The organism is Streptomyces sp. NPDC018964, from assembly GCF_044390325.1.
GTDB lineage: Bacteria > Actinomycetota > Actinomycetes > Streptomycetales > Streptomycetaceae > Streptomyces.
Map to the genome: position 1 here is coordinate 1 of NZ_JBIRYZ010000012.1, position 19,969 is coordinate 19,969.

Here is a 19,969-nt window from a genome sequence, read left to right on the forward strand (position 1 = left end):
CGGTTACATTCCGAACCCGGAAGCTAAGCCTTACAGCGCCGATGGTACTGCAGGGGGGACCCTGTGGGAGAGTAGGACGCCGCCGAACAATCTTTGGAAGGACCCCTGGTCACCAGCGTTCAGCTGGGACCAGGGGTCCTTTTTTATTTATGCTTGTAGTACCGAAGACAGGAGTCACCGATGTCCACCAACTCTTCCGACGACCGATCGGAACGCGACCAGCGGCGACGGGACAGTGGTGACCGCGGTGGCCGGAGCGGCCAGCGCGGGGATCGCGGTGGTTTCCGCCGCGACGACGACCGCGGTGGCCAGAGCCGTCGTGAAGGCGGAGACCGCGACCGTGGCGGCTTCCGTCGCGACGACCGACGAGGTGATGACCGCGAACAGCGCGGTGGCTTCCGCCGTGACGACAATCGTGGTGGCGGGTTCGGGCGTAGGGACGACCGCGATCGTGACCGTGGGCCGCGTCGTGACGACCGCGGTGACCGTCCCGCCTTCCGTCGTGACGACCGGAGGGACGACCGTCCTTCCTTCCGCCGCGACGATCGGGGTGGTGACCGCCCCGCGTTCCGCCGTGACGACCGGAGGGACGACCGCCCCTCCTTCCGTCGCGACGATCGTCGCGATGACCGGCGTGACAGCTACCGTGACGACAATCGTGGTGGTGGCTTCGGGCGTAGGGACGACCGCGATCGTGACCGTGGGCCGCGTCGTGACGACCGCGGTGACCGTCCCGCGTTCCGTCGTGACGACCGGAGGGACGACCGCCCCTCCTACCGCCGTGACGGCCGGAGCGATGACCGGGGTGGTGACCGCCCGTCCTTCCGTCGCGACGATCGACGGGATGACCGGCGTGACAGCTACCGTGACGACAATCGTGGTGGCGGGTTCGGGCGTAGGGACGACCGCGATCGTGACCGTGGGCCGCGTCGTGACGACCGGGGCGACCGTCCCGCCTTCCGTCGTGACGACCGGAGGGACGACCGTCCTTCCTTCCGCCGCGACGATCGGGGTGGTGACCGCCCCGCGTTCCGCCGTGACGACCGCGGTGACCGCGGTGGGTTCCGTCGTGACGACAACCGCGGTGAGCGTGGCGGTTTCGGCCGGCGTGAGGACAGCCGGGGCGGCGACCGTGGGGGCTTCCGCGGCCGGGACGACCGTGGCGGACGTGGGCCTCGGCGTGACGACCGTGGCGGGCGGCCCGGTGGTGGGTTCCGCGGCCGGGACGACCGGCACGGTGGCGGGCGGTTCCGTGAGGACCGGGACCGCGACCGCGAGCCGATCAAGCGGCTGCCGATCCCCGAGGACGTCACGGGCGAGGAGATCGACAAGGACGTACGGCAGGAGCTGCAGAGCCTGCCCAAGACGCTCGCGGAGGACGTCGCCAAGAACCTGGTGATGGTCGCCCGGCTGATCGACGAGGACCCCGAGGGCGCGTACGGCTACTCCAGGGTGGCCCTGCGGCTGGCATCGCGTGTCGCCGCCGTACGGGAGGCCGCCGGGTTCGCCGCGTACGCGAACCAGAAGTACTCCGAGGCGCTCGCCGAGTTCCGGGCCGCGCGGCGGATGACCGGGACCGTGGAGCTGTGGCCCCTCATGGCCGACTGCGAACGTGGGCTCGGCCGGCCGGAGAAGGCACTGGACATGGCCGGGGCCCCCGAGGTGCAGAAGCTGGACAAGGCCGGGCAGGTCGAGATGCGGCTCGTCGCGGCCGGCGCCCGGCGTGACATGGGCCAGCTGGACGCGGCGATCGTGACGCTGCAGAGCTCCGAGCTCGCGTCCAACTCGGTCCAGCCGTGGACCGCGCGGCTGCGCTACGCCTACGCCGACGCGCTGCACGCCGCCGGCCGGAGCGGCGAGGCACGGGAGTGGTTCGCCAAGGCGGTGGAGGCCGACCGGGACGGCAGCACGGACGCCTCCGACCGGCTGGCCGAGCTGGACGGCGTTGAATTCGTGGACGCCCTCGGCGAGGACGAGGCCGACGACACCGCGAACGAGGACGACAAGGACTGACGTCCGAGGCGCGTGACAAGCATGAAGGGGCGGGCCTCCACGGAGACCCGCCCCTTCGTCACAGGTCGAGCGCGCGCAGGACCAGGCCCGACGCCGGCTTCGGGCCGAACGACGTCGACTTGCGCGGCATCGTGACACCCTGGCGGGCGAGATCGCGGACGACGTCCTCGTGCACCGGGTGCATCAGGACGGCCGTCCCGCCGTCGCGCTCCGCCTGCTCGACCGTGGACGCCGTGTCGTGGATGTAGGCGATGTGGGCGGGGGAGTCGGGGACGCGCCAGACGTGGTCCAGGAGCGTGGAGTGCAGGACCGTCGCGTCGAGGGTGCGCCAGGCCGCCGGGCGGTCCATCGGGATCGTGCGGGCCAGCAGCTCCGGGGCCGGGCGGTCCACGAGGTGGAAGGCACCGTCCCCGGCGAGGAGGAAGGCGTTGCCCGCCGAGGCGGCCTCGGCGAGGACGTCCACGGCCTCGGTGAGCGGTGCGTCGAGGCGGCGGACGCGGAACAGGCCGTCGAGTGCGGTCACGGCGTCCGCGACCGGCAGACCGTGCAGCAGCCGGTGGATGGCGCGGACACGCAAGGGATAGCGGGCCGTGTCGACGAGGAGGACCAGCCCGTGGTCCCAGGGGCTGGGGGAGGGGCGCTCCGCGCGGAGACGACGGTAGGTCGCCCAGCGGTGGTGGCCGTCGGCGATGAGAGCCTGGTGACCGGAGAGTTCACGCTGAACGGCGGTCAGGCCGGCGGGGTCGGTGACGGACCACAGACGGTGGTGGAAACCGTCCTCCGTGGTGGTCGCCAGGAGGGGCGGCCGCTCCGTCGTGCGCTCGATCACATCGGCCGTGGCACCGGCCGAACCGCCGCCCCGGTAGGTGAGCAGCAGCGGTTCGAGGTTGGCTGAGGTGGCCCGCATCAGGGCCGCGCGGTCGGCGACGACGTGCGGCATGACGTCCTCGTGCGGCAGGACGAGCCGCTCCTCCGGGTCGGAGACGCGCAGCGCGCCGATGATGCCGCGCTGCACCATGCCGTCGCCGTCGCGCTGCTCGTAGACGTACAGGCCCGGTTCCGGGTCGGCGGTCAGGACCCCCTCCGCGCGCCAGCGGCGCAGCGTGTCGGCGGCCTGGGCGTTGCGCGCCTCGGGCGTACCGGCCTCGGGCAGGATCAGCCGGACGATGTTGTGCGGGTCGGCGGACTGGAGGTGGTGCAGGCCGTCGGGGCGGACGACGACGTCGTACGGCGGGGATGTCACGGCGGCCAGGCTGCCGACCCGGTCCGGGTCGTAACGAAGGCCTCGGAACGGGGTGAGTTCCAGGCCCCGGGGCGCCTTTGCCGTCGAGTGACCTGCAGTGTTCATCCCGGCATCGTACGGGTGTCGGTGGCATGGGGGATGATGCGGGGGAAAACCGTCGAACGAGGAGCGATGCGAATGAGCCGGAGCGTCAGGACGAGGCCCGAGGGCAGTGGGCAGGCCCTGAACGAGGCGTACGACACGGCGCTGCTCGACCTCGACGGTGTGGTGTACGCGGGCGGGAACGCGATCGTCCACGCGGTCGAGTCGCTGGTCACCGCCCGCGAGGGCGGTATGCGTCTCGCCTACGTGACCAACAACGCCCTGCGCACCCCGGACGTGGTGGCCGCCCACCTGACCGAGCTGGGGATACCGGCGGAGGCCGGCGACGTCATCACCTCCGCGCAGGCGGTCGCGCGGCTGGTCGCCGAGCAGGTGCCGCAGGGCGCCCGGGTGCTGGTGATCGGCGGCGAGGGGCTGCGGGTGGCGCTGCGGGAGCGGGGGCTCGTGCCGGTGGAGTCGGCGGACGACGACCCGGTGGCGGTCGTCCAGGGATACGGCGGGCCCGAACTGCCGTGGGGGAGGTTCGCCGAGGCGTCGTACGCCGTGGCGCGCGGGCTGCCGTGGTTCGCGTCCAACACCGACCTGACGATTCCCGGCGACCGGGGCATCGCCCCGGGCAACGGCGCGGCGGTGGAGGTCGTACGGATCGCCACGGGTGCCGAGCCGCAGGTCGCGGGCAAGCCGCTGCCGCCGATGCACCGGGAGACGATCCTGCGGACGGGCGCCGAGCGGCCGTTGGTGGTGGGGGACCGGCTGGACACGGACATCGAGGGCGCGTTCAACGGCGAGGTCGACTCGCTGCTGGTGCTGACCGGCGTGACGGACGGCGCGCGGCTGCTCGCCGCGCCGCCGCGGCACCGGCCGACGTATGTCGACGCCGATCTGCGCGGAATGCTCACCGGGCAGCCGGAGGTCGTCGGGGCGGGCGACGGGTTCCGGTGCGGTGGCTGGACGGCGACGGCCGGGGCCGGGGAGCTGGAGCTGGAGGGCGACGGCGGCGCGCTGGACGGGCTGCGCGCGCTGTGCGCGGCGGCGTGGACGGCGGCCGGGGACGGCGCGTGCGAGCTGGACGGCGGGAAGGCACTGGCGCGGCTGGGACTGTGAGAGCCCCGGGTCACCGGGGGACGCCGTGGGCGAGTCCCGTCACAGGACACTGGGAGGGGAGCGATCCTCCAGGCGACGCACCGCGTATGCGCCGACGGCGTCCACCTGGGGGCCGGGCCTCGGCATCGTGATCGATTGGGAGGGTAGGCTAACCTAACCGGGTGTTGGTCGAGAGTCCCCCCGAACAGCGCGCGGAGATCATCCCCGCGCCCCCGAACCGCCGGGCGGTACGCGTCCTCGGGCTGCTCCTCTCCGTCGTGATCCTGGTGCTCGTCGCGCTGGCGAGCATCGCGATCGGGGCGAAGGAGCTGTCCCTGGAACAGGTCTGGCATGGCCTGTTCGAGGACTCGGGCACCTACGGCGACGTCGTCGTGGCCGACAGGCTGTCACGCACCGTCCTCGGAGTGCTCGCGGGCGCCGCGCTCGGCCTGGCGGGATCGGTTCTGCAGGCCCTCACCCGCAACCCGCTGGCCGATCCCGGACTGCTCGGCCTCAACGCGGGCGCGTCCGCCGCCGTCGTCACCGCCATCACCTTCTTCGGCGTCACCTCGCTGTCCGGATACGTGTGGTTCGCCTTCTTCGGCGCGGCGGCCGTCGGCGCGCTGGTGTGGTTCCTCGGCGGCAGCCGGGGCGCGACACCGGTGCGGCTGGTGCTCGCCGGTACGGCCATCAGCGCGGCGCTGTACGGCTACCTCCAGGCCGTCATGATCCTCGACGACGCGGCGCTCGGCAGGATGCGCTTCTGGACGGTGGGCTCGCTGGCCTCGGGGACCGACTCGACCGTCACCCAGGTGCTGCCGTTCCTGCTCGCCGGCTCCCTCCTGGCGCTGGCGCTCGCCCGGCCGCTCAACGCCATGGCCATGGGCGACGACACCGCCAAGGCGCTCGGCGCCAACCTCAACCGCACCCGCGCGCTGTCCATGCTCGCCGCGACCGTGCTGTGCGGGGCCGCGACCGCCGCCTGCGGGCCGATCGTCTTCGTCGGCCTGATGGTGCCGCACATCGTGCGCTCCTTCACCGGCCCCGACCTGCGCTGGATCCTGCCGTACGCCGCGGTCCTGTCGCCCGTGCTGCTGCTCGGCGCCGACGTCATCGGCCGGATCGTGGCCCGGCCCGCCGAACTCCAGGTCGGCATCGTCACCGCGATCCTCGGCGGCCCGGTCTTCATCTTTCTCGTACGACGGCGGAGGACGGCCCAGCTGTGAAGACCAACCGCGCGGTGCGCACTCCCGGCGGCCTCTCGGTCCGGCTGGACGTGCGCGCCCTCACCGTCACCGTCCTGCTGCTGCTCGCCGCGCTCACCGCGAGCGTGGTGCTGATCGGCACCGGCGACTTCCCGATCCCCGCCGCCGACGTGCTCAGGACACTCGTCGGCGAGGGGAACCCCGGCCAGGAGTTCATCGTCAACGAACTCAGGCTGCCCCGGGTCCTGGTCGGGCTGCTCGTCGGCGCCTCCCTCGGGCTCGGCGGCGCGCTGTTCCAGTCCGTCTCCCGCAACCCGCTGGGCAGCCCGGACGTGCTCGGCCTCGGGCAGGGGGCGACGGCCGGCGCCCTCACGGTGATCGTGCTGTTCTCCGGGACCGCGGGCCAGGTCGCCCTCGGTGCGCTCGCCGGCGGACTGGTGACCGGGTTCGCCATCTACGCGCTCGCCTGGAAGCGGGGCGTGCACGGATACCGGCTGGTCCTGGTCGGCATCGGCGTCTCGGCGGTCGTCACGGCGGTCAACGGCTACCTGCTCACCAGGTCCGACATCGTCGACGCGGCCCGCGCGGTCGTCTGGATGACCGGATCCCTCGACGGCCGGGACTGGGACCAGGTCTGGCCGCTGCTCGCCCTGTGCGCCGTCCTCGTACCGCTCGTCCTCGCCAACGCGCGCGGCCTGCGGATGCTGGAGATGGGCGACGACGTCTCGTACGCCCTCGGCGTGCGCGTGGAGCGCGTACGGCTGCTGCTGATGCTGTCGGCCGTGCTGCTCACCGCGTCCGCGACCGCCGCCGCCGGACCGGTCAGCTTCGTCGCGCTCACCGCGCCCCAGCTCGCCCGGCGGCTGACCCGCTCACCCGGCCCCAACCTGGCCGCGTCGCTGTGCATGGGCGCCGCCCTCCTGGTCACCGCCGACTGGGTGTCGCAGCGGGCGTTCGGCGCCGAGCAGCTGCCCGTGGGCGTGGTCACCGGCGTGCTCGGCGGTGTCTACCTGCTGTGGCTGCTGGTCACCGAGCGCAGGGCGGGCCGGATATGAGCGCCACCACCAGCAGCGGGACGAACCACCGAAGGAGCACCGTGAACCGACTGTCCGCCGAGAACGTCACCCTGGCCTACGACCAGCGGGTCATCGCCGAACAGCTGTCGGTGGAGATACCGGACAACTCCTTCACCGTGATCGTCGGCCCCAACGCCTGCGGCAAGTCGACGCTGCTGCGGGCACTGTCGCGGATGCTCAAGCCGAGCGAGGGGCGCGTGCTCCTCGACGGGCAGGTCATCCAGTCGATGCCGGCCAAGAAGGTCGCCCGCACCCTCGGCCTGCTGCCCCAGTCGTCCATCGCGCCCGACGGCATCACCGTCGGCGACCTGGTGGGCCGCGGCCGCTACCCGCACCAGGGCCTGCTGCGCCAGTGGTCCGCCGAGGACGAGCGCGTTGTCCAGGAGTCGATGGCCCGCACCGGCGTCGCCGATCTCGCGGAACGCTACGTCGACGAGCTCTCCGGCGGTCAGCGCCAGCGCGTGTGGATCGCCATGGCGCTGGCCCAGCAGACCCCGCTGCTGCTGCTCGACGAGCCGACGACCTTCCTGGACATCCAGCACCAGATCGACGTGCTCGACCTCTGCGCGGACCTGCACGAGGAGCAGGGCCGCACCCTCGTCGCCGTCCTCCACGACCTCAACCACGCGGCCCGGTACGCCACCCACCTCATCGCCCTGCGCGGGGGGAAGGTCATCGCCCAGGGCGCCCCGAAGGACGTCGTCACCGCCGGTCTGGTCGAGGAGGTCTTCGGGCTGCGCTGCCAGGTCATCGACGATCCCGAGACGGGCACCCCGCTGGTGGTGCCGGCGGCCCGCACCGCGCGGGTGAAGGACACGGCGCGCAAGGCGGTCGCTACAGAAGCTTCCTGAGGTGGAACAGGTCGCGCAGCCCCGCCTCGAGCCGCACCCGGCCCGAACCCCAGGCCCTGGCGAAGTGCAGTTCGCCGCCGACCAGGGCCAGCAGGTCGTCGCCCGTCATCGCGAGCCGTATCTGCGCCCTCTCGCGCGGCGGGCCGGGAAACGTCTCGTGCACCTCGATCCGGCCGCCGGTGAGCCGGCCGGCGAAGGTCACGTCCAGGTCGGTGATGTGGCAGCTGACCGAGCGGTCCATCGCCGCGGTCGCGCGGACGTCCCCCTCGGCGCTCGCCATGCTGTCCGAAAACTTGTCGAGTGCGGCACGGCACTCCTCGATCGTGGCCATCGCGGACGACGGTACCGCAGCGGTTCGCGGTAGCGTCGGGGCATGAACGACGCAGTGCCGGAGCCGGAGCCCGGGCAGGCGCCGCCCCAGGACGACGGTCCCGCCGCCCCCGCGCCCCTGGACGTGCCGCGCACCCCCACCGGCCACCCCGAGGTGGACGCCCACGTGGAGCGGCTGGCCGACGCCGACCACCTCACCACGGACGGCCATGTCGAGGTGTACGAGGATGTACACCGGGGGCTGCGCGACGCGCTCACCGCGCTCGACGCCCGCCCGGGACCTCCGGGGCCCCCACGGCCGCACGAACACAGGAGCTGAACCGAACGTGGCAGGAGTCGCACGCCGCCGTCTCGACGCGGAGCTGGTCCGCCGTAAGCTCGCGCGCTCGCGTGAGCACGCCAGCCAGCTGATCGCCGCCGGGCGGGTCAGCGTCGGCAGGACGGTCGCCACCAAGCCCGCCACCCAGGTGGAGACCGCCGCCGCGATCGTCGTCACCGAGGACGCGGGCGACCCGGACTACGTCTCGCGCGGCGGCCACAAGCTGGCCGGCGCCCTCGACGCCTTCGTGCCGCTGGGGCTGGCCGTCGAGGGACGACGGGCGCTCGACGCCGGCGCCTCCACCGGTGGCTTCACCGACGTCCTGCTGCGCGCCGGGGCCGCGCACGTGGTCGCCGTGGACGTCGGATACGGACAACTCGCCTGGAGTCTGCGCAACGATGAACGCGTCACCGTCAAGGACCGTACGAACGTACGGGAGTTGACGCTCGAGGTCATCGATGGGGAGCCTGTGGATCTTGTCGTGGGGGATCTGTCCTTCATCCCGCTCGGACTGGTGTTGCCCGCCCTGAAAAGGTGCGTGAAGCCGGACGCCGACCTGGTGATGATGGTGAAACCGCAGTTCGAGGTGGGCAAGGAGCGACTGGGCAGCGGCGGGGTCGTCCGCAGCCCGCAACTGCGCGCCGAGGCCGTGCGGGGGGTGGCCGCGAAGGCCTGGGAGCTGGGGCTCGGAGCGAAGGGCGTGACGGCGAGTCCGCTGCCCGGACCCTCCGGGAATGTCGAATACTTCCTGTGGCTGCGGGCCGGGGCTCCGGAACTGGACCCGGCCGACGTTGACCGTGCTGTGGCGGAGGGGCCGCGTTGACACAGAACCGAGCTCGTACTGTTTTCCTGCTGGCCCACACCGGGCGGCCCGCGGCCATCCGCAGCGCCGAACTCGTGGTCAAAGGGCTGCTGCGCTCCGGTCTCGGGGTACGGGTCCTGGAGGACGAGGCCCGCGACCTGCCGCTCCCGGACGACGTGGAGACCGTCAAGGAGGCCACCCCGCAGTGCCTGGACGACTGTGAGCTGCTGATCGTCCTGGGCGGTGACGGCACGCTGTTGCGCGGCGCCGAGTTCGCCCGCGCCTCCGGGGTGCCCATGCTGGGCGTCAACCTCGGGCGGGTCGGCTTCCTCGCCGAGGCCGAACGGGACGACCTGGACAAGGTCGTCGACCGGGTGGTGAGCCGGGCGTACGAGGTCGAGGAGCGGATGACCGTCGACGTCGTCGTGCACCGCAACGGCGACATCGTGCACACCGACTGGGCGCTGAACGAGGCGGCCGTGCAGAAGGTGTCCGCCGAGCGGATGCTGGAGGTCGTCCTGGAGATCGACGGGCGGCCGGTCACCGGGTTCGGCTGCGACGGGATCGTGTGCGCCACCCCGACGGGATCGACGGCGTACGCGTTCTCCGCGGGCGGGCCCGTGGTGTGGCCGGAGGTCGAGGCGCTGCTGATGGTGCCGATCTCGGCGCACGCGCTGTTCGCCAAGCCGCTGGTGACCTCGCCGGACTCGGTGCTGGCGGTGGAGATGCTGCCGCACGTCCCTCCGGGGGTGCTGTGGTGCGACGGGCGGCGGACCGTCGAGCTGCCGGTCGGGGCGCGGGTGGAGGTGCGGCGGGGGGCCGTGCCGGTGCGGCTGGCCCGGTTGCACCACGCTTCGTTCACCGACCGGCTGGTGGCGAAGTTCGCCTTGCCCGTGTCCGGATGGCGTGGGGCGCCGCACTAGCGGTCTTGACGGGGTGGTTCCGGAGCGTCGGCGGGTGCGGGTCGAGTGCGGTTGTTCGCGCCCACGCGGCGGAGCCGCATGTCGATACGGCCCCGCGCCCCTGAGGGGGCGCTTCCACTCGCCCGGGTGACAAGGGCGGGGCGGTCGCACTCCCCGGCTTCGACCTCGTAAGGTCGGGGGCGTGCTTGAGGAGATGCGGATACGGTCGCTCGGGGTCATCGACGACGCTGTTGTCGAGCTGTCGCCCGGCTTCACCGCCGTCACCGGTGAGACGGGCGCGGGCAAGACCATGGTGGTCACCAGCCTGGGCCTGCTGCTGGGTGGACGGGCGGATGCGGCCCTGGTGCGGATCGGCGCGAAGAACGCGGTCGTCGAGGGACGGATCACCGTGCCCGAGGGCGCCGCGGCCGTCGTACGGGCCGAGGAGGCCGGGGCCGAGCTGGACGACGGGACGCTGCTGGTCAGCCGGACGGTCTCCGCCGAGGGGCGGTCACGGGCGCACCTCGGCGGGCGGAGCGTGCCCGTGGGGGTGCTGGCCGAGCTCGCCGACGAGCTGGTGGCCGTGCACGGGCAGACCGACCAGCAGGGGCTGCTGAAGCTGTCCCGGCAGCGGCAGGCGCTCGACCGGTACGCCGGGTACGCGGTCGCCGTGCCGCTCGGTAAGTACGGCGAGGCGTACAAGCGGCTGCGGGCCGTGACCACGGAGCTGGAACAGATCACCACGCGCGCCCGTGAGCGGGCCCAGGAGGCCGACCTGCTGCGCTTCGGGCTCGAGGAGATCGCCGCCGTGGAACCCCGCGCGGGCGAGGACGTGGAGCTGGCGGAGGAGGCCGAGCGGCTCGGGCACGCCGAGGCGCTGGCGTCCGCCGCGGCACTCGCGCACGCCGCGCTCGCGGGCAACCCGGAGGACCCCGAGGGCGTGGACGCCGGGACACTTGTCGCGGGCGCCCAGCGGGCCCTGGAAGCCGTACGGGCGCACGATCCGGCGCTGGCCGCGCTGACCGACCGGATCGGGGAGGTCGGCATCCTGCTGCGCGACGTGGCCGGGGAGCTGGCGGGGTACGCCGACGACCTGGACGCCGATCCGCTGCGCCTGGCGGCCGTCGAGGAGCGGCGGGCCGCGCTCACCGCGCTCACCCGGAAGTACGGCGAGGACATCGCGTCGGTGCTGGCGTGGGCCGAGCAGGGCGCCGCGCGGCTGACCGAACTCGACGGCGACGACGAGCGGATCGGGGAGCTCACCGCCGAGCGCGACGCGCTCCGCGCGGAACTGGGCGTCCTGGCGCAGGAACTGACGGACGCGCGGACGGAGGCAGCACAGCGGTTCGCGTCGGCGGTCACCGCCGAGCTGGCCTCGCTCGCCATGCCGCACGCGCGCGTGTCGTTCGACATCCGGCAGACCGAGGACCCGGAGGGCGTCGAGGTGGGCGGGCGCACGGTGGCCTACGGGCCGTCGGGCGTGGACGAGGTGGAGCTGCTGCTCGCCCCGCACCCCGGGGCGCCGCCCCGGCCCATCGCCAAGGGCGCCTCGGGCGGTGAGCTGTCGCGCGTGATGCTGGCCGTGGAGGTGGTGTTCGCGGGCACGGACCCCGTGCCGACGTACCTCTTCGACGAGGTCGACGCCGGTGTCGGCGGCAAGGCGGCGGTCGAGATCGGTCGGCGGCTGGCGAAGTTGGCGAAGACGGCGCAGGTCGTGGTCGTCACGCACCTGCCGCAGGTGGCCGCGTTCGCCGACCGGCAGCTGCTGGTGGAGAAGACCAGCGACGGCTCGGTCACCCGGTCCGGTGTGAAGGTGCTCGAGGGCGAGGAGCGGATCCGGGAGCTCTCCCGCATGCTCGCCGGCCAGGAGGACTCTCAGACGGCCCGGGCCCACGCGGAGGAACTGCTGGCGACGGCGCGGGCGGACGGGTAGCTGCGGGGCCGCGACGGACGAGGTTCTTTCACTCGTGTGGGTGACATGTGGTCCTGCGCGGTCCCGGGCCCGGGACGTCGGCGTCGACGGAACGGCCGTACGGCCTGGCATCCTTGACGGAGTACGGCGAGGAACTCGCCCGATCCTCGCGCAGGTTCTTCGGGACCGCACGAACCGAACCAGGAGCCCGGCCACGTGACCCCCGCGAGCAGTCACTCACCGCTGCGCACCGTGCAGGTGCTGGGCGGTGGCAACGCCTCCAGCGGCGCCCATGTGCGCTCGCTGGCCGCGGGGCTCGTCGCGAGGGGCGTGCGGGTCACGGTGTGCGCCCCCGCCGAGGCGGATCACACCTACGACTTCACCGGCGCCGGCGCCGACCACGTGCCCGTACCGCGCAGCAGCGACCCGGGGGCGGTGGCCGCGCTCCGGGCCGCCTGCACGGGCGCCGACCTGGTCCACGCGCACGGACTGCACGCCTCCTTCCGCACCGTGCTGGCCCTGAGCGGACGGCGTACCCCGCTCGTCGTCACCTGGCACGACCGGGCGCACGCCGACGGCCCGCGCGCCCACTTCCTGCGCGTACTGGAGCGGCGGGTCGTCAAGGCGGCCGCCGTGGTGCTCGGGACGACCTCCACCCTCGTCGACCGGGCGCGCCGCACGGGCGCGCGCGACGCCCGGCTGGCCGCCGTGTCCCTCCCCGGCCGCCGCACCTCCCCGGCGCCGGACGACCCCGACCGGCTGCGGTCCAAGGCCCGGGCCGAACTCGGTGCCGTCGGCCGCCCGTTGCTCATCGCCGTCGGCTCCCTCGAACGGCACCGGGGCCACCACGTCCTGCTGGACGCCACGCACGCGTGGCGGCGCCTCGACCCCGTACCGCTGGTGGTGATCGCCGGGGAGGGGCCGCTGCGCGGCGAACTCCAGCGCAGGATCGAGGACGAGGAGCTGCCGGTCCGGCTCATCGGCCGGCGCGACGACGTCACCGATCTGCTGGCCGCCGCCGACGTCGCGCTGCTGCCGAGCCGGTGGGAGTCGCGCCCGGCGCTCGCCCAGGAGGCCCTCCACGCGCGCGTGCCGCTCGTCGCGACCGCTGTCGGTGGCATCCCCGAACTCGTCGGCGACGCCGCCGAACTCGTCCCGTACGGCAACGCGCGGGCGCTCGCGGACGCCGTCGTACGGCTGCTGGACGACCCCGGCCGCCGGGAACTGCTCAAGGAGCGGGGCGTGCGGCAGGCCGCCACCTGGCCGACCGAGGACGAGACGGTCGCCCAGGTGCTCAGCGTGTACGACGAGTTGACCCGGCCCCGGCCCCTGATCTGAGGCCGGCCGGCGCGGTCAGGGCACGTGCCGCCGGGCGCGCAGGGCCAGGCCCAGCGCCAGGACCGTGTGCGGGTCGTCGAGGTCGGCGGCCAGCAACTCGCCGATGCGGGCCAGCCTGTTGTACAGCGTCTGCCGGTTCAGGTGGAGTTCGCGGGCCGTCTCCGCCTTGCGTCCGGCGTGCGCCAGATAGCTCTCCAGGGTGGGCAGCAGCGGCGGCTTGGAACGGCGGTCGTGGTCCAGCACCGGACCGATCGCGCGGTCCACGAAGTCCGCCAGGTCCGGGTGGTCGCGCAGCCGCCACAGCAACAGGTCGATGTCCAGCCGCCGGGCGTCGTACCAGGGACGGTCCGGCAGCCCCTGCGCCGCCGTCGCCGTCTCCGCCGCGTGCCGCAGCCCCGTCGGGGCCGCCGCCCAGCCGCCGGCCGGACCGACCACCACGACGGGCGGCCGGCCCCCGGGCCGCGGCATCCCCGCCCGCTCCGCGCCCGCCCGCAGCGCCGCCGCCACCCGGTCCGCGACCGCCGGCCGTTCGGCCTCCGCGCGCAGGCCCAGCAGCAGCGGCACCCGCCCCTCCACCGGCCGCACGCCCAGCAGGACGGGCATCCCCAGCGAGGCCAGTTCCTCACCCACCGCGCGGGCCAGCACCGCCCAGCCGCCGCCCTGCGGGGACAGCGCGTCACCGAGCCGCATCACCACCGGCAGCAGCGGTCCGCTCCCCGGCCTGAAGCCCAGCACGCGCGCCTGCGCGGGCGCGTCCGCCGCACCGACCCGGCCCTCGGCGAGGTCGGTGAGGAAGTCCCCGCGCCCCCGCGCCGCCAGCTCCTCCTCCTGACGCGCCTGCATCAGCACCACCGCGAGCAGACCGGCCGCCCGCTCGGCCGCCATGCGGTGCACCGGCTCCGGCGCGCTGCGCACCGGAAGCAGCACCAGCCGCGCCCGTACGCCGCCGCTGCCGGGACCGCCGCCGGGCACGTCCACGAGCGCCGAACCGGCCGGCGGGTCGTCCCGGTGCCGGTCGCGCAGCCCCTCCCACACCTGGAGCGGGTCCGCGCCCTCGGGCCCCTCGCCGGCCGCGTACAGCAGCCGGCCGTCGGCCGTCTCCAGGAACACCGGGTTGCCGGTGAACCCGGCGAGGATCTCCAGCACCCGCGGGACCCCGCCGCCGTCCAGCAGCGCCCCGGTGCACCGGCGGTGCACCTCCTCCGCGCGTCGCAGCAGCGCGTAGTGCCCGTTGACGATCTCGGTGTGGATCTCCTCGGTGACCGCCACGAACGGCACCTCGCGGTGCAGCCGGACCAGCGGCAGCCCCGCCGCCCGGGCCGCGTCGACGAGGGCGGCGGGCAGCCGGGGGAAGCGCGGGCCCAGCTCGACGACGAGGGCCGCGATGCCCCGCTCGGCCAGCGTGCGCACGAACGTCCGCTGGTCGGCGGGGCGGGTGCCGAGCCCGTACCCGGTGGTCAGCAGCAGCTCGCCGCCCTTGAGCAGCGAGGCGACGTGGGGCACCTCACCGGCGTGCACCCAGCGCACCGTGCGCCCCAGCCGGTCGGCGCCCGCCACGACCTCCGGCAGCCCACCGCGCAGCCCGGGCAGCTCCAGCGCCCGCCGCACGGTGATCCCGGCGCCCCGGGTGTCGTGTCCGCTGTCCATACGGGGACGCTACCTGGGCGGATGCCGCCCGGACAGCGGGGGTTCGCCCGACCTCGGACGGGTAGGGGCGCGGTCATGGAGATCAGTGTGGTCGCGGCGGCGCGGGAGGACGACAGCCCCGTCGAGGAACCGCTGCGGGTGGCGGCGCTCGCCGACCGGCTCGGATACGGCGAGGTGTGGCTCGGCGAGGGGCCGACCTGGGACGCGTTCGTGCTGGCCACGGCGGCCGGGCGGGCCACCGGCCGGGTCGCCCTGACCGCCGGGCCGGTGGCGGTGTCGGTGCGCGACGCGTACGGCATCGCCCGGGGCGCCGCCTCGGTGGCCGCCGTCACCGGACGCCCGGTCGGCGTGGCGCTGGGCACGTCCAGCAAGCGGGTCGTCGAGGGGGTGCACGGCCGGCCGCGGGTGCGGCCCGCCGCCGTGCTGGAGGAGACGGCCGCCGCGCTGCGGGTGCTGCTGCACGGGGAGCCGGGGGAACCGGTCGTGCCCGGCAGCGGGTTCCGGCGCCGGCAGCGGCCGCCCGGCGGCCTCCTCACGGTGGCCGCGTTCGGCGACCGGGCGATCGCCGCGGCCGCCGCGCACGCCGACCGGATGCTCCTCGACGTGGTCTCCCCGGAACAGGTCCGCGTCCTGCGCGCCAAGCTGCTCGACGCGGCCGGGCGGGCCGGCCGCACCCCGCCGGCACTGGCCGCCTGGGTGCCCGCCGCCGTCGACCCCGACCCGGCCTCGCTCACCCAGATCCTGCGCGGCGTCGTCGGCTACCTCACCGTGCCCGGCTACCGCGACATGTTCGCGGCGGCGGGCTTCGGCGAGGCGGTCGAACTGGCCCGTACGGGTGCCGACACCGACACCCTGCTGCGGGCCCTGCCGGCCGAGGCGGCGGCCACGGTCGGCCTGATCGGTGACGCTGGCACCGTACGGTCCCGCATGGACGCCTACGCGGCGGCCGGACTGGACGAACTCGCCCTGGTCCCGGCCACGGCGGGCGACCCCGGCGGGGAACGCACCCTGAGGGCGCTCGCGCCGGGCTAGCGGGGGTGCCGCCCGGACCGGGCCCCGACACGCACCCCCGGCGCCCCGCTCGGGCCGACCGCAGGGCGCCGTCGCGTGTGCGCGGTGCCGGGCAGGGCGGTGACGGCTGCCGGCCGGTCCGGCGGGCGGGAGGCACCGCCGCCGGGTGTTCCCGGGACGCGCGGGCCTCAGCCCCCGTACGCCCCCGAGGCCGTCAGCCGCAGGGCCGTGTCGATGAGCGGCACGTGGCTGAAGGCCTGCGGGAAGTTGCCGACCTGGCGTTTCAGGCGCGGGTCCCATTCCTCCGCCAGCAGGCCGAGGTCGTTGCGCAGGGAGAGCAGCTTCTCGAAGAGCTTCCGTGCCTCGTCCACCCGGCCGATCATCGCCAGGTCGTCGGCCATCCAGAACGAGCAGGCGAGGAACGCGCCCTCGTCGCCCGGCAGGCCGTCGACGCCCTCGTCCTTGCCCTCCGTCGGGTAGCGCAGGATGAACCCGTCGGAGGTGGACAGCTCGCGCTGGATCGCCTCGACGGTGCCGATCACCCGCTTGTCGTCCGGCGGCAGGAAGCCCACCTGCGGGATCAGCAGCAGGGAGGCGTCCAGCTCCGTGGAGCCGTAGGACTGGGTGAAGGTGTTGCGTTCCTTGTCGTAGCCCTTCTCGCACACGTCCCGGTGGATGTCGTCGCGCAGCTGCTTCCACTGCTCCAGCGGACCGTCGGCGTCGCCGGACTCGATCAGCTTGATGGTGCGGTCGACGGCGACCCAGGCCATCACCTTGGAGTGCACGAAGTGGCGGCGCGGGCCGCGCACCTCCCAGATGCCCTCGTCCGGCTCCTGCCAGTGCTTCTCCAGGTAGCGGATCAGCTTCAGCTGGAGCAGCGAGGCGTAGTCGTTGCGGGCCAGACCCGTCATGTGGGCCAGGTGCAGGGCCTCGGTGACCTCGCCGTACACGTCCAGCTGGAGCTGGTGCGCGGCGCCGTTGCCCACCCGGACCGGGGCGGAGTTCTCATAGCCGGGCAGCCAGTCCAGCTCCGCCTCGCCGAGCTCGCGCTCACCGGCGATGCCGTACATGATCTGCAGGTTCTCCGGGTCGCCCGCCACCGCGCGCAGCAGCCACTCGCGCCAGGCGCGGGCCTCCTCGCGGTAGCCGGTGCGCAGCAGCGACGACAGGGTGATCGCCGCGTCGCGCAGCCAGGTGTAGCGGTAGTCCCAGTTGCGGACGCCGCCGATGTCCTCCGGCAGGGAGGTGGTGGGCGCGGCCACGATGCCGCCGGTCGGGGCGTACGTCAGCGCCTTGAGCGTGATCAGGGAGCGGATCACGGCCTCGCGGTAGGGGCCGTGGTACGTACAGTGCTCCACCCACTCGCGCCAGAACTCCTCGGTCGCCTCCAGCGACTGCTCGGGCTCCGGCAGCGGCGGCGGCTGCTTGTGCGAGGGCTCCCAGGAGACGGTGAACGCGATCCGCTCGCCCGCTGCGACGGTGAAGTCCGCGTACGTGGTCAGGGACTCGCCGTAGGTCGGCGCGGAGGTGTCGAACCACACGGAGTCCGGGCCCGCGACGGCGACCGTGCGCCCCTCGTGCCGGTGCACCCACGGGACGATCCTGCCGTAGGAGAACCGCATCCGCAGCGCCGAGCGCATGGGCACCCGGCCCGAGACGCCCTCCACGATCCGGATCAGCTGCGGGGCGCCGTCGCGCGGGGGCATGAAGTCCGTCACCCGGACCGTGCCGCGCGGGGTGTCCCATTCCGACTCCAGGATCAGCGAGTCGCCGCGGTAGCCGCGCCGGGTCGCCGCGGGTGGCTCGGCGTCGTCGGCGTGCGCGGGACCCAGCCGCCAGAAGCCGTGCTCCTCGGTGCCCAGCAGGCCGGCGAAGATGGCGTGCGAGTCGAAGCGCGGCAGGCACAGCCAGTCCACCGTGCCGTCACGGCAGACCAGCGCGGCGGTCTGCATGTCTCCGATGAGTGCGTAGTCTTCGATGCGCCCGGCCACGTGCAACTCCAGTCGAACGGCCACGTCACCCCTCAAGGGGGTTGTCGCTGATGCGGTCAAGGGGTTTTGGAATACGTCGTTGAGCTGTGAAGCAAAGCAGTCGCCCGGCGGTCAACGCAAAGCGCCAATCTTTGCTGAACGAACTGACGAGCTCACGTTGTTCCGGAGGTCACGGGCGGGGGTGGTGCCGTTCGGCCGGCCGGGCTCGGCAGCGAGTGTCCGAGCAGGATACGACGCACGTAGATGATCTGTGTGTCGCTCTGGGCAACCCGTCCCCGCCGAACGAGTGAGCAAGGGGTACGGGCCCCGTGTGTGGTACTCGTCCGTGGCGGCGCGTGCGCGGAGCGTGGCCGGACGCCATCACCGTGCCGCGCTGATACGCTGGTAGCCCGTGGACCGGTGGGCGAGAAAGCCCCGGAACCGCAACCACAGACCGCGACCACGGGAGCCCCCTCTTGGCCATGCCGCCCAAATCTTCGACGACCAAGCACATCTTCGTCACCGGGGGTGTCGCCTCCTCGCTCGGCAAGGGGCTCACCGCCTCCAGTCTGGGCATGCTGCTCAAGGCCCGGGGCCTGCGCGTGGTGATGCAAAAGCTGGACCCCTACCTCAACGTCGACCCGGGGACGATGAACCCCTTCCAGCACGGTGAGGTGTTCGTCACCAACGACGGAGCGGAAACCGACCTGGACATCGGCCACTACGAGCGGTTCCTCGACCGCGACCTGGACGGTTCCGCCAACGTCACCACCGGCCAGATCTACTCGACGGTGATCGCCAAGGAGCGGCGCGGCGAGTACCTGGGCGACACCGTGCAGGTCATCCCGCACATCACCAACGAGATCAAGCATCGTATCCGCCGCATGGCGACCGACGAGGTCGACGTGGTGATCACGGAGGTCGGCGGCACGGTCGGCGACATCGAGTCGCTGCCGTTCCTGGAGACCGTCCGCCAGGTCCGGCACGAGGTCGGCCGGGACAACGTGTTCGTGGTGCACATCTCGCTCCTGCCGTACATCGGTCCCTCGGGCGAGCTGAAGACGAAGCCGACCCAGCACTCGGTCGCCGCCCTGCGCAACATCGGCATCCAGCCGGACGCGATCGTGCTGCGCTGCGACCGCGAGGTGCCCACCGCGATCAAGCGGAAGATCTCGCTGATGTGCGACGTCGACGAGGCCGCCGTGGTCGCCTGCCCCGACGCCCGCTCGATCTACGACATCCCGAAGGTCGTGCACGCCGAGGGCCTGGACGCCTACGTCGTGCGCAAGCTGGACCTGCCGTTCCGGGACGTGGACTGGACGACCTGGGACGACCTGCTCGACCGCGTCCACAACCCCGACCACGAGGTCACCCTCGCCCTGGTCGGCAAGTACATCGACCTGCCCGACGCCTACCTCTCGGTCACCGAGGCGCTGCGCGCGGGCGGCTTCGCCAACAAGGCCCGCGTGAAGATCAAGTGGGTCACCTCCGACGACTGCAAGACCCCGGCCGGCGCCCAGGCGCAGCTCGGTGACGTCGACGGCATCTGCGTCCCGGGCGGCTTCGGCGACCGCGGTGTGCTCGGCAAGGTCGGTGCGATCAAGTACGCCCGGGAGAACCGGATCCCGCTGCTGGGCCTGTGCCTGGGCCTGCAGTGCATCGTGATCGAGGCCGCGCGCAGCCTCGCGGAGGTCTCGGACGCCAACTCCACCGAGTTCGACCCGGGCACCGCCCACCCGGTGATCTCCACCATGGCCGAGCAGCTGGACATCGTCGCCGGTGAGGGCGACATGGGCGGCACCATGCGGCTCGGCATGTACCCGGCGAAGCTGGCCGAGGGCTCCATCGTGCGCGAGGTGTACGACGGCAAGGAATACGTGGAGGAGCGCCACCGGCACCGCTACGAGGTGAACAACGCCTACCGCGCGGAGCTGGAGAAGAAGGCGGGCATCGTCTTCTCCGGCACCTCCCCGGACGGCAAGCTCGTCGAGTACGTCGAGTACCCGCGCGAGGTCCACCCGTACCTGGTCGCGACCCAGGCGCACCCGGAGCTGCGCTCGCGTCCGACCCGTCCGCACCCGCTCTTCGCGGGCCTGGTGAAGGCCGCGGTCGAGCGGAAGATCTCGAAGTAACACACCGGTTGTACGGTTGCCGGGGTGCGAACC

General features: G+C 73.4%; 16 protein-coding genes, 1 rRNA gene and 1 pseudogene. 14 read left to right on the forward strand and 4 right to left on the reverse strand.

Annotated elements, in window-relative coordinates:
- The 3 genes and pseudogenes from rrf to ACH5AO_RS21315 form a co-directional block, all read left to right on the forward strand.
- Positions 1 to 88: ribosomal RNA gene (rrf, locus tag ACH5AO_RS21305) — 5S ribosomal RNA — on the forward strand; the annotation flags it as partial.
- Positions 89 to 171: 83 nt separating this feature from the next.
- A pseudogene (locus tag ACH5AO_RS21310) lies at positions 172 to 915 on the forward strand (hypothetical protein); the annotation flags it as partial.
- 375 nt (positions 916 to 1,290) lie between these two features.
- Positions 1,291 to 2,013, forward strand: coding sequence for a hypothetical protein (locus ACH5AO_RS21315; protein ID WP_398927282.1), 723 nt, complete (start codon positions 1,291 to 1,293; stop codon positions 2,011 to 2,013).
- 58 nt (positions 2,014 to 2,071) lie between these two features.
- Here the strand turns inward: ACH5AO_RS21315 and ACH5AO_RS21320 are convergent, their stop codons facing one another.
- A complete protein-coding gene (locus tag ACH5AO_RS21320) occupies positions 2,072 to 3,361 on the reverse strand; it encodes a DUF1015 domain-containing protein (protein ID WP_398926882.1) in 1,290 nt (429 codons plus the stop codon).
- A gap of 72 nt (positions 3,362 to 3,433) precedes the next feature.
- Here ACH5AO_RS21320 and ACH5AO_RS21325 point away from each other — a divergent pair, with 72 nt between their 5' ends.
- The 4 genes from ACH5AO_RS21325 to ACH5AO_RS21340 all read left to right on the forward strand — a co-directional run bounded on the left by ACH5AO_RS21325 (position 3,434) and on the right by ACH5AO_RS21340 (position 7,573).
- Positions 3,434 to 4,462, forward strand: a complete 1,029-nt coding sequence (locus ACH5AO_RS21325; RefSeq protein WP_398926884.1) for an HAD hydrolase-like protein — start codon at positions 3,434 to 3,436, stop codon at positions 4,460 to 4,462.
- 161 nt (positions 4,463 to 4,623) lie between these two features.
- Positions 4,624 to 5,667 (forward strand): FecCD family ABC transporter permease, encoded by a 1,044-nt coding sequence (locus tag ACH5AO_RS21330; RefSeq protein ID WP_398926886.1) that lies wholly within the window; start codon positions 4,624 to 4,626, stop codon positions 5,665 to 5,667.
- Positions 5,664 to 6,701, forward strand: a complete 1,038-nt coding sequence (locus tag ACH5AO_RS21335; RefSeq protein WP_398926889.1) for a FecCD family ABC transporter permease — start codon at positions 5,664 to 5,666, stop codon at positions 6,699 to 6,701. The genes ACH5AO_RS21330 and ACH5AO_RS21335 overlap by 4 nt, the downstream gene beginning before the upstream one ends.
- On the forward strand, positions 6,698 to 7,573 hold the full coding sequence (locus ACH5AO_RS21340) for an ABC transporter ATP-binding protein (RefSeq protein ID WP_398926891.1): 876 nt from the start codon (positions 6,698 to 6,700) through the stop codon (positions 7,571 to 7,573). Before ACH5AO_RS21335 ends, ACH5AO_RS21340 begins: the two co-directional genes overlap by 4 nt.
- On the opposite strand, the gene ACH5AO_RS21345 is transcribed toward ACH5AO_RS21340, so the two are convergent.
- On the reverse strand, positions 7,557 to 7,904 hold the full coding sequence (locus tag ACH5AO_RS21345) for a sterol-binding protein (RefSeq protein WP_398926893.1): 348 nt from the start codon (positions 7,902 to 7,904) through the stop codon (positions 7,557 to 7,559). The two genes, ACH5AO_RS21340 and ACH5AO_RS21345, sit on opposite strands and share 17 nt — an antisense overlap.
- A gap of 42 nt (positions 7,905 to 7,946) precedes the next feature.
- Between ACH5AO_RS21345 and ACH5AO_RS21350 the strand changes: the two genes are divergently transcribed.
- The 5 genes from ACH5AO_RS21350 to ACH5AO_RS21370 all read left to right on the forward strand — a co-directional run bounded on the left by ACH5AO_RS21350 (position 7,947) and on the right by ACH5AO_RS21370 (position 13,176).
- Positions 7,947 to 8,222: a hypothetical protein gene (locus ACH5AO_RS21350; RefSeq protein ID WP_398926895.1), complete on the forward strand. Its 276-nt coding sequence runs from the start codon at positions 7,947 to 7,949 to the stop codon at positions 8,220 to 8,222.
- A 7-nt stretch (positions 8,223 to 8,229) separates the two neighbouring features.
- Positions 8,230 to 9,045: a TlyA family RNA methyltransferase gene (locus ACH5AO_RS21355; RefSeq protein ID WP_030866923.1), complete on the forward strand. Its 816-nt coding sequence runs from the start codon at positions 8,230 to 8,232 to the stop codon at positions 9,043 to 9,045.
- Complete coding sequence (locus ACH5AO_RS21360; protein ID WP_073933519.1) at positions 9,042 to 9,947, forward strand: NAD kinase; 906 nt, start codon at positions 9,042 to 9,044, stop codon at positions 9,945 to 9,947. The genes ACH5AO_RS21355 and ACH5AO_RS21360 overlap by 4 nt, the downstream gene beginning before the upstream one ends.
- 193 nt (positions 9,948 to 10,140) lie before the next feature.
- Positions 10,141 to 11,859 carry a DNA repair protein RecN gene (gene recN / locus ACH5AO_RS21365; protein ID WP_398927284.1) on the forward strand — a complete coding sequence of 573 codons (1,719 nt, stop codon included), beginning with the start codon at positions 10,141 to 10,143 and terminating at the stop codon, positions 11,857 to 11,859.
- 195 nt (positions 11,860 to 12,054) lie between these two features.
- Positions 12,055 to 13,176, forward strand: a complete 1,122-nt coding sequence (locus tag ACH5AO_RS21370; RefSeq protein ID WP_398926898.1) for a glycosyltransferase family 4 protein — start codon at positions 12,055 to 12,057, stop codon at positions 13,174 to 13,176.
- A gap of 15 nt (positions 13,177 to 13,191) precedes the next feature.
- Here ACH5AO_RS21370 and ACH5AO_RS21375 read toward each other — a convergent pair whose 3' ends face one another.
- The gene (locus tag ACH5AO_RS21375) at positions 13,192 to 14,823 is read right to left on the reverse strand and encodes a PucR family transcriptional regulator (RefSeq protein WP_398926900.1); all 1,632 of its coding nucleotides are present in this window, start codon (positions 14,821 to 14,823) and stop codon (positions 13,192 to 13,194) included.
- 75 nt (positions 14,824 to 14,898) lie between these two features.
- Here ACH5AO_RS21375 and ACH5AO_RS21380 point away from each other — a divergent pair, with 75 nt between their 5' ends.
- Positions 14,899 to 15,855: an LLM class F420-dependent oxidoreductase gene (locus tag ACH5AO_RS21380; protein ID WP_398926903.1), complete on the forward strand. Its 957-nt coding sequence runs from the start codon at positions 14,899 to 14,901 to the stop codon at positions 15,853 to 15,855.
- 167 nt (positions 15,856 to 16,022) lie between these two features.
- On the opposite strand, the gene ACH5AO_RS21385 is transcribed toward ACH5AO_RS21380, so the two are convergent.
- Positions 16,023 to 17,825: a glycoside hydrolase family 15 protein gene (locus ACH5AO_RS21385; RefSeq protein WP_398927286.1), complete on the reverse strand. Its 1,803-nt coding sequence runs from the start codon at positions 17,823 to 17,825 to the stop codon at positions 16,023 to 16,025.
- Positions 17,826 to 18,286: 461 nt separating this feature from the next.
- Between ACH5AO_RS21385 and ACH5AO_RS21390 the strand changes: the two genes are divergently transcribed.
- Complete coding sequence (locus ACH5AO_RS21390; protein ID WP_398926905.1) at positions 18,287 to 19,936, forward strand: CTP synthase; 1,650 nt, start codon at positions 18,287 to 18,289, stop codon at positions 19,934 to 19,936.
- Positions 19,937 to 19,969 lie beyond the last annotated feature (33 nt).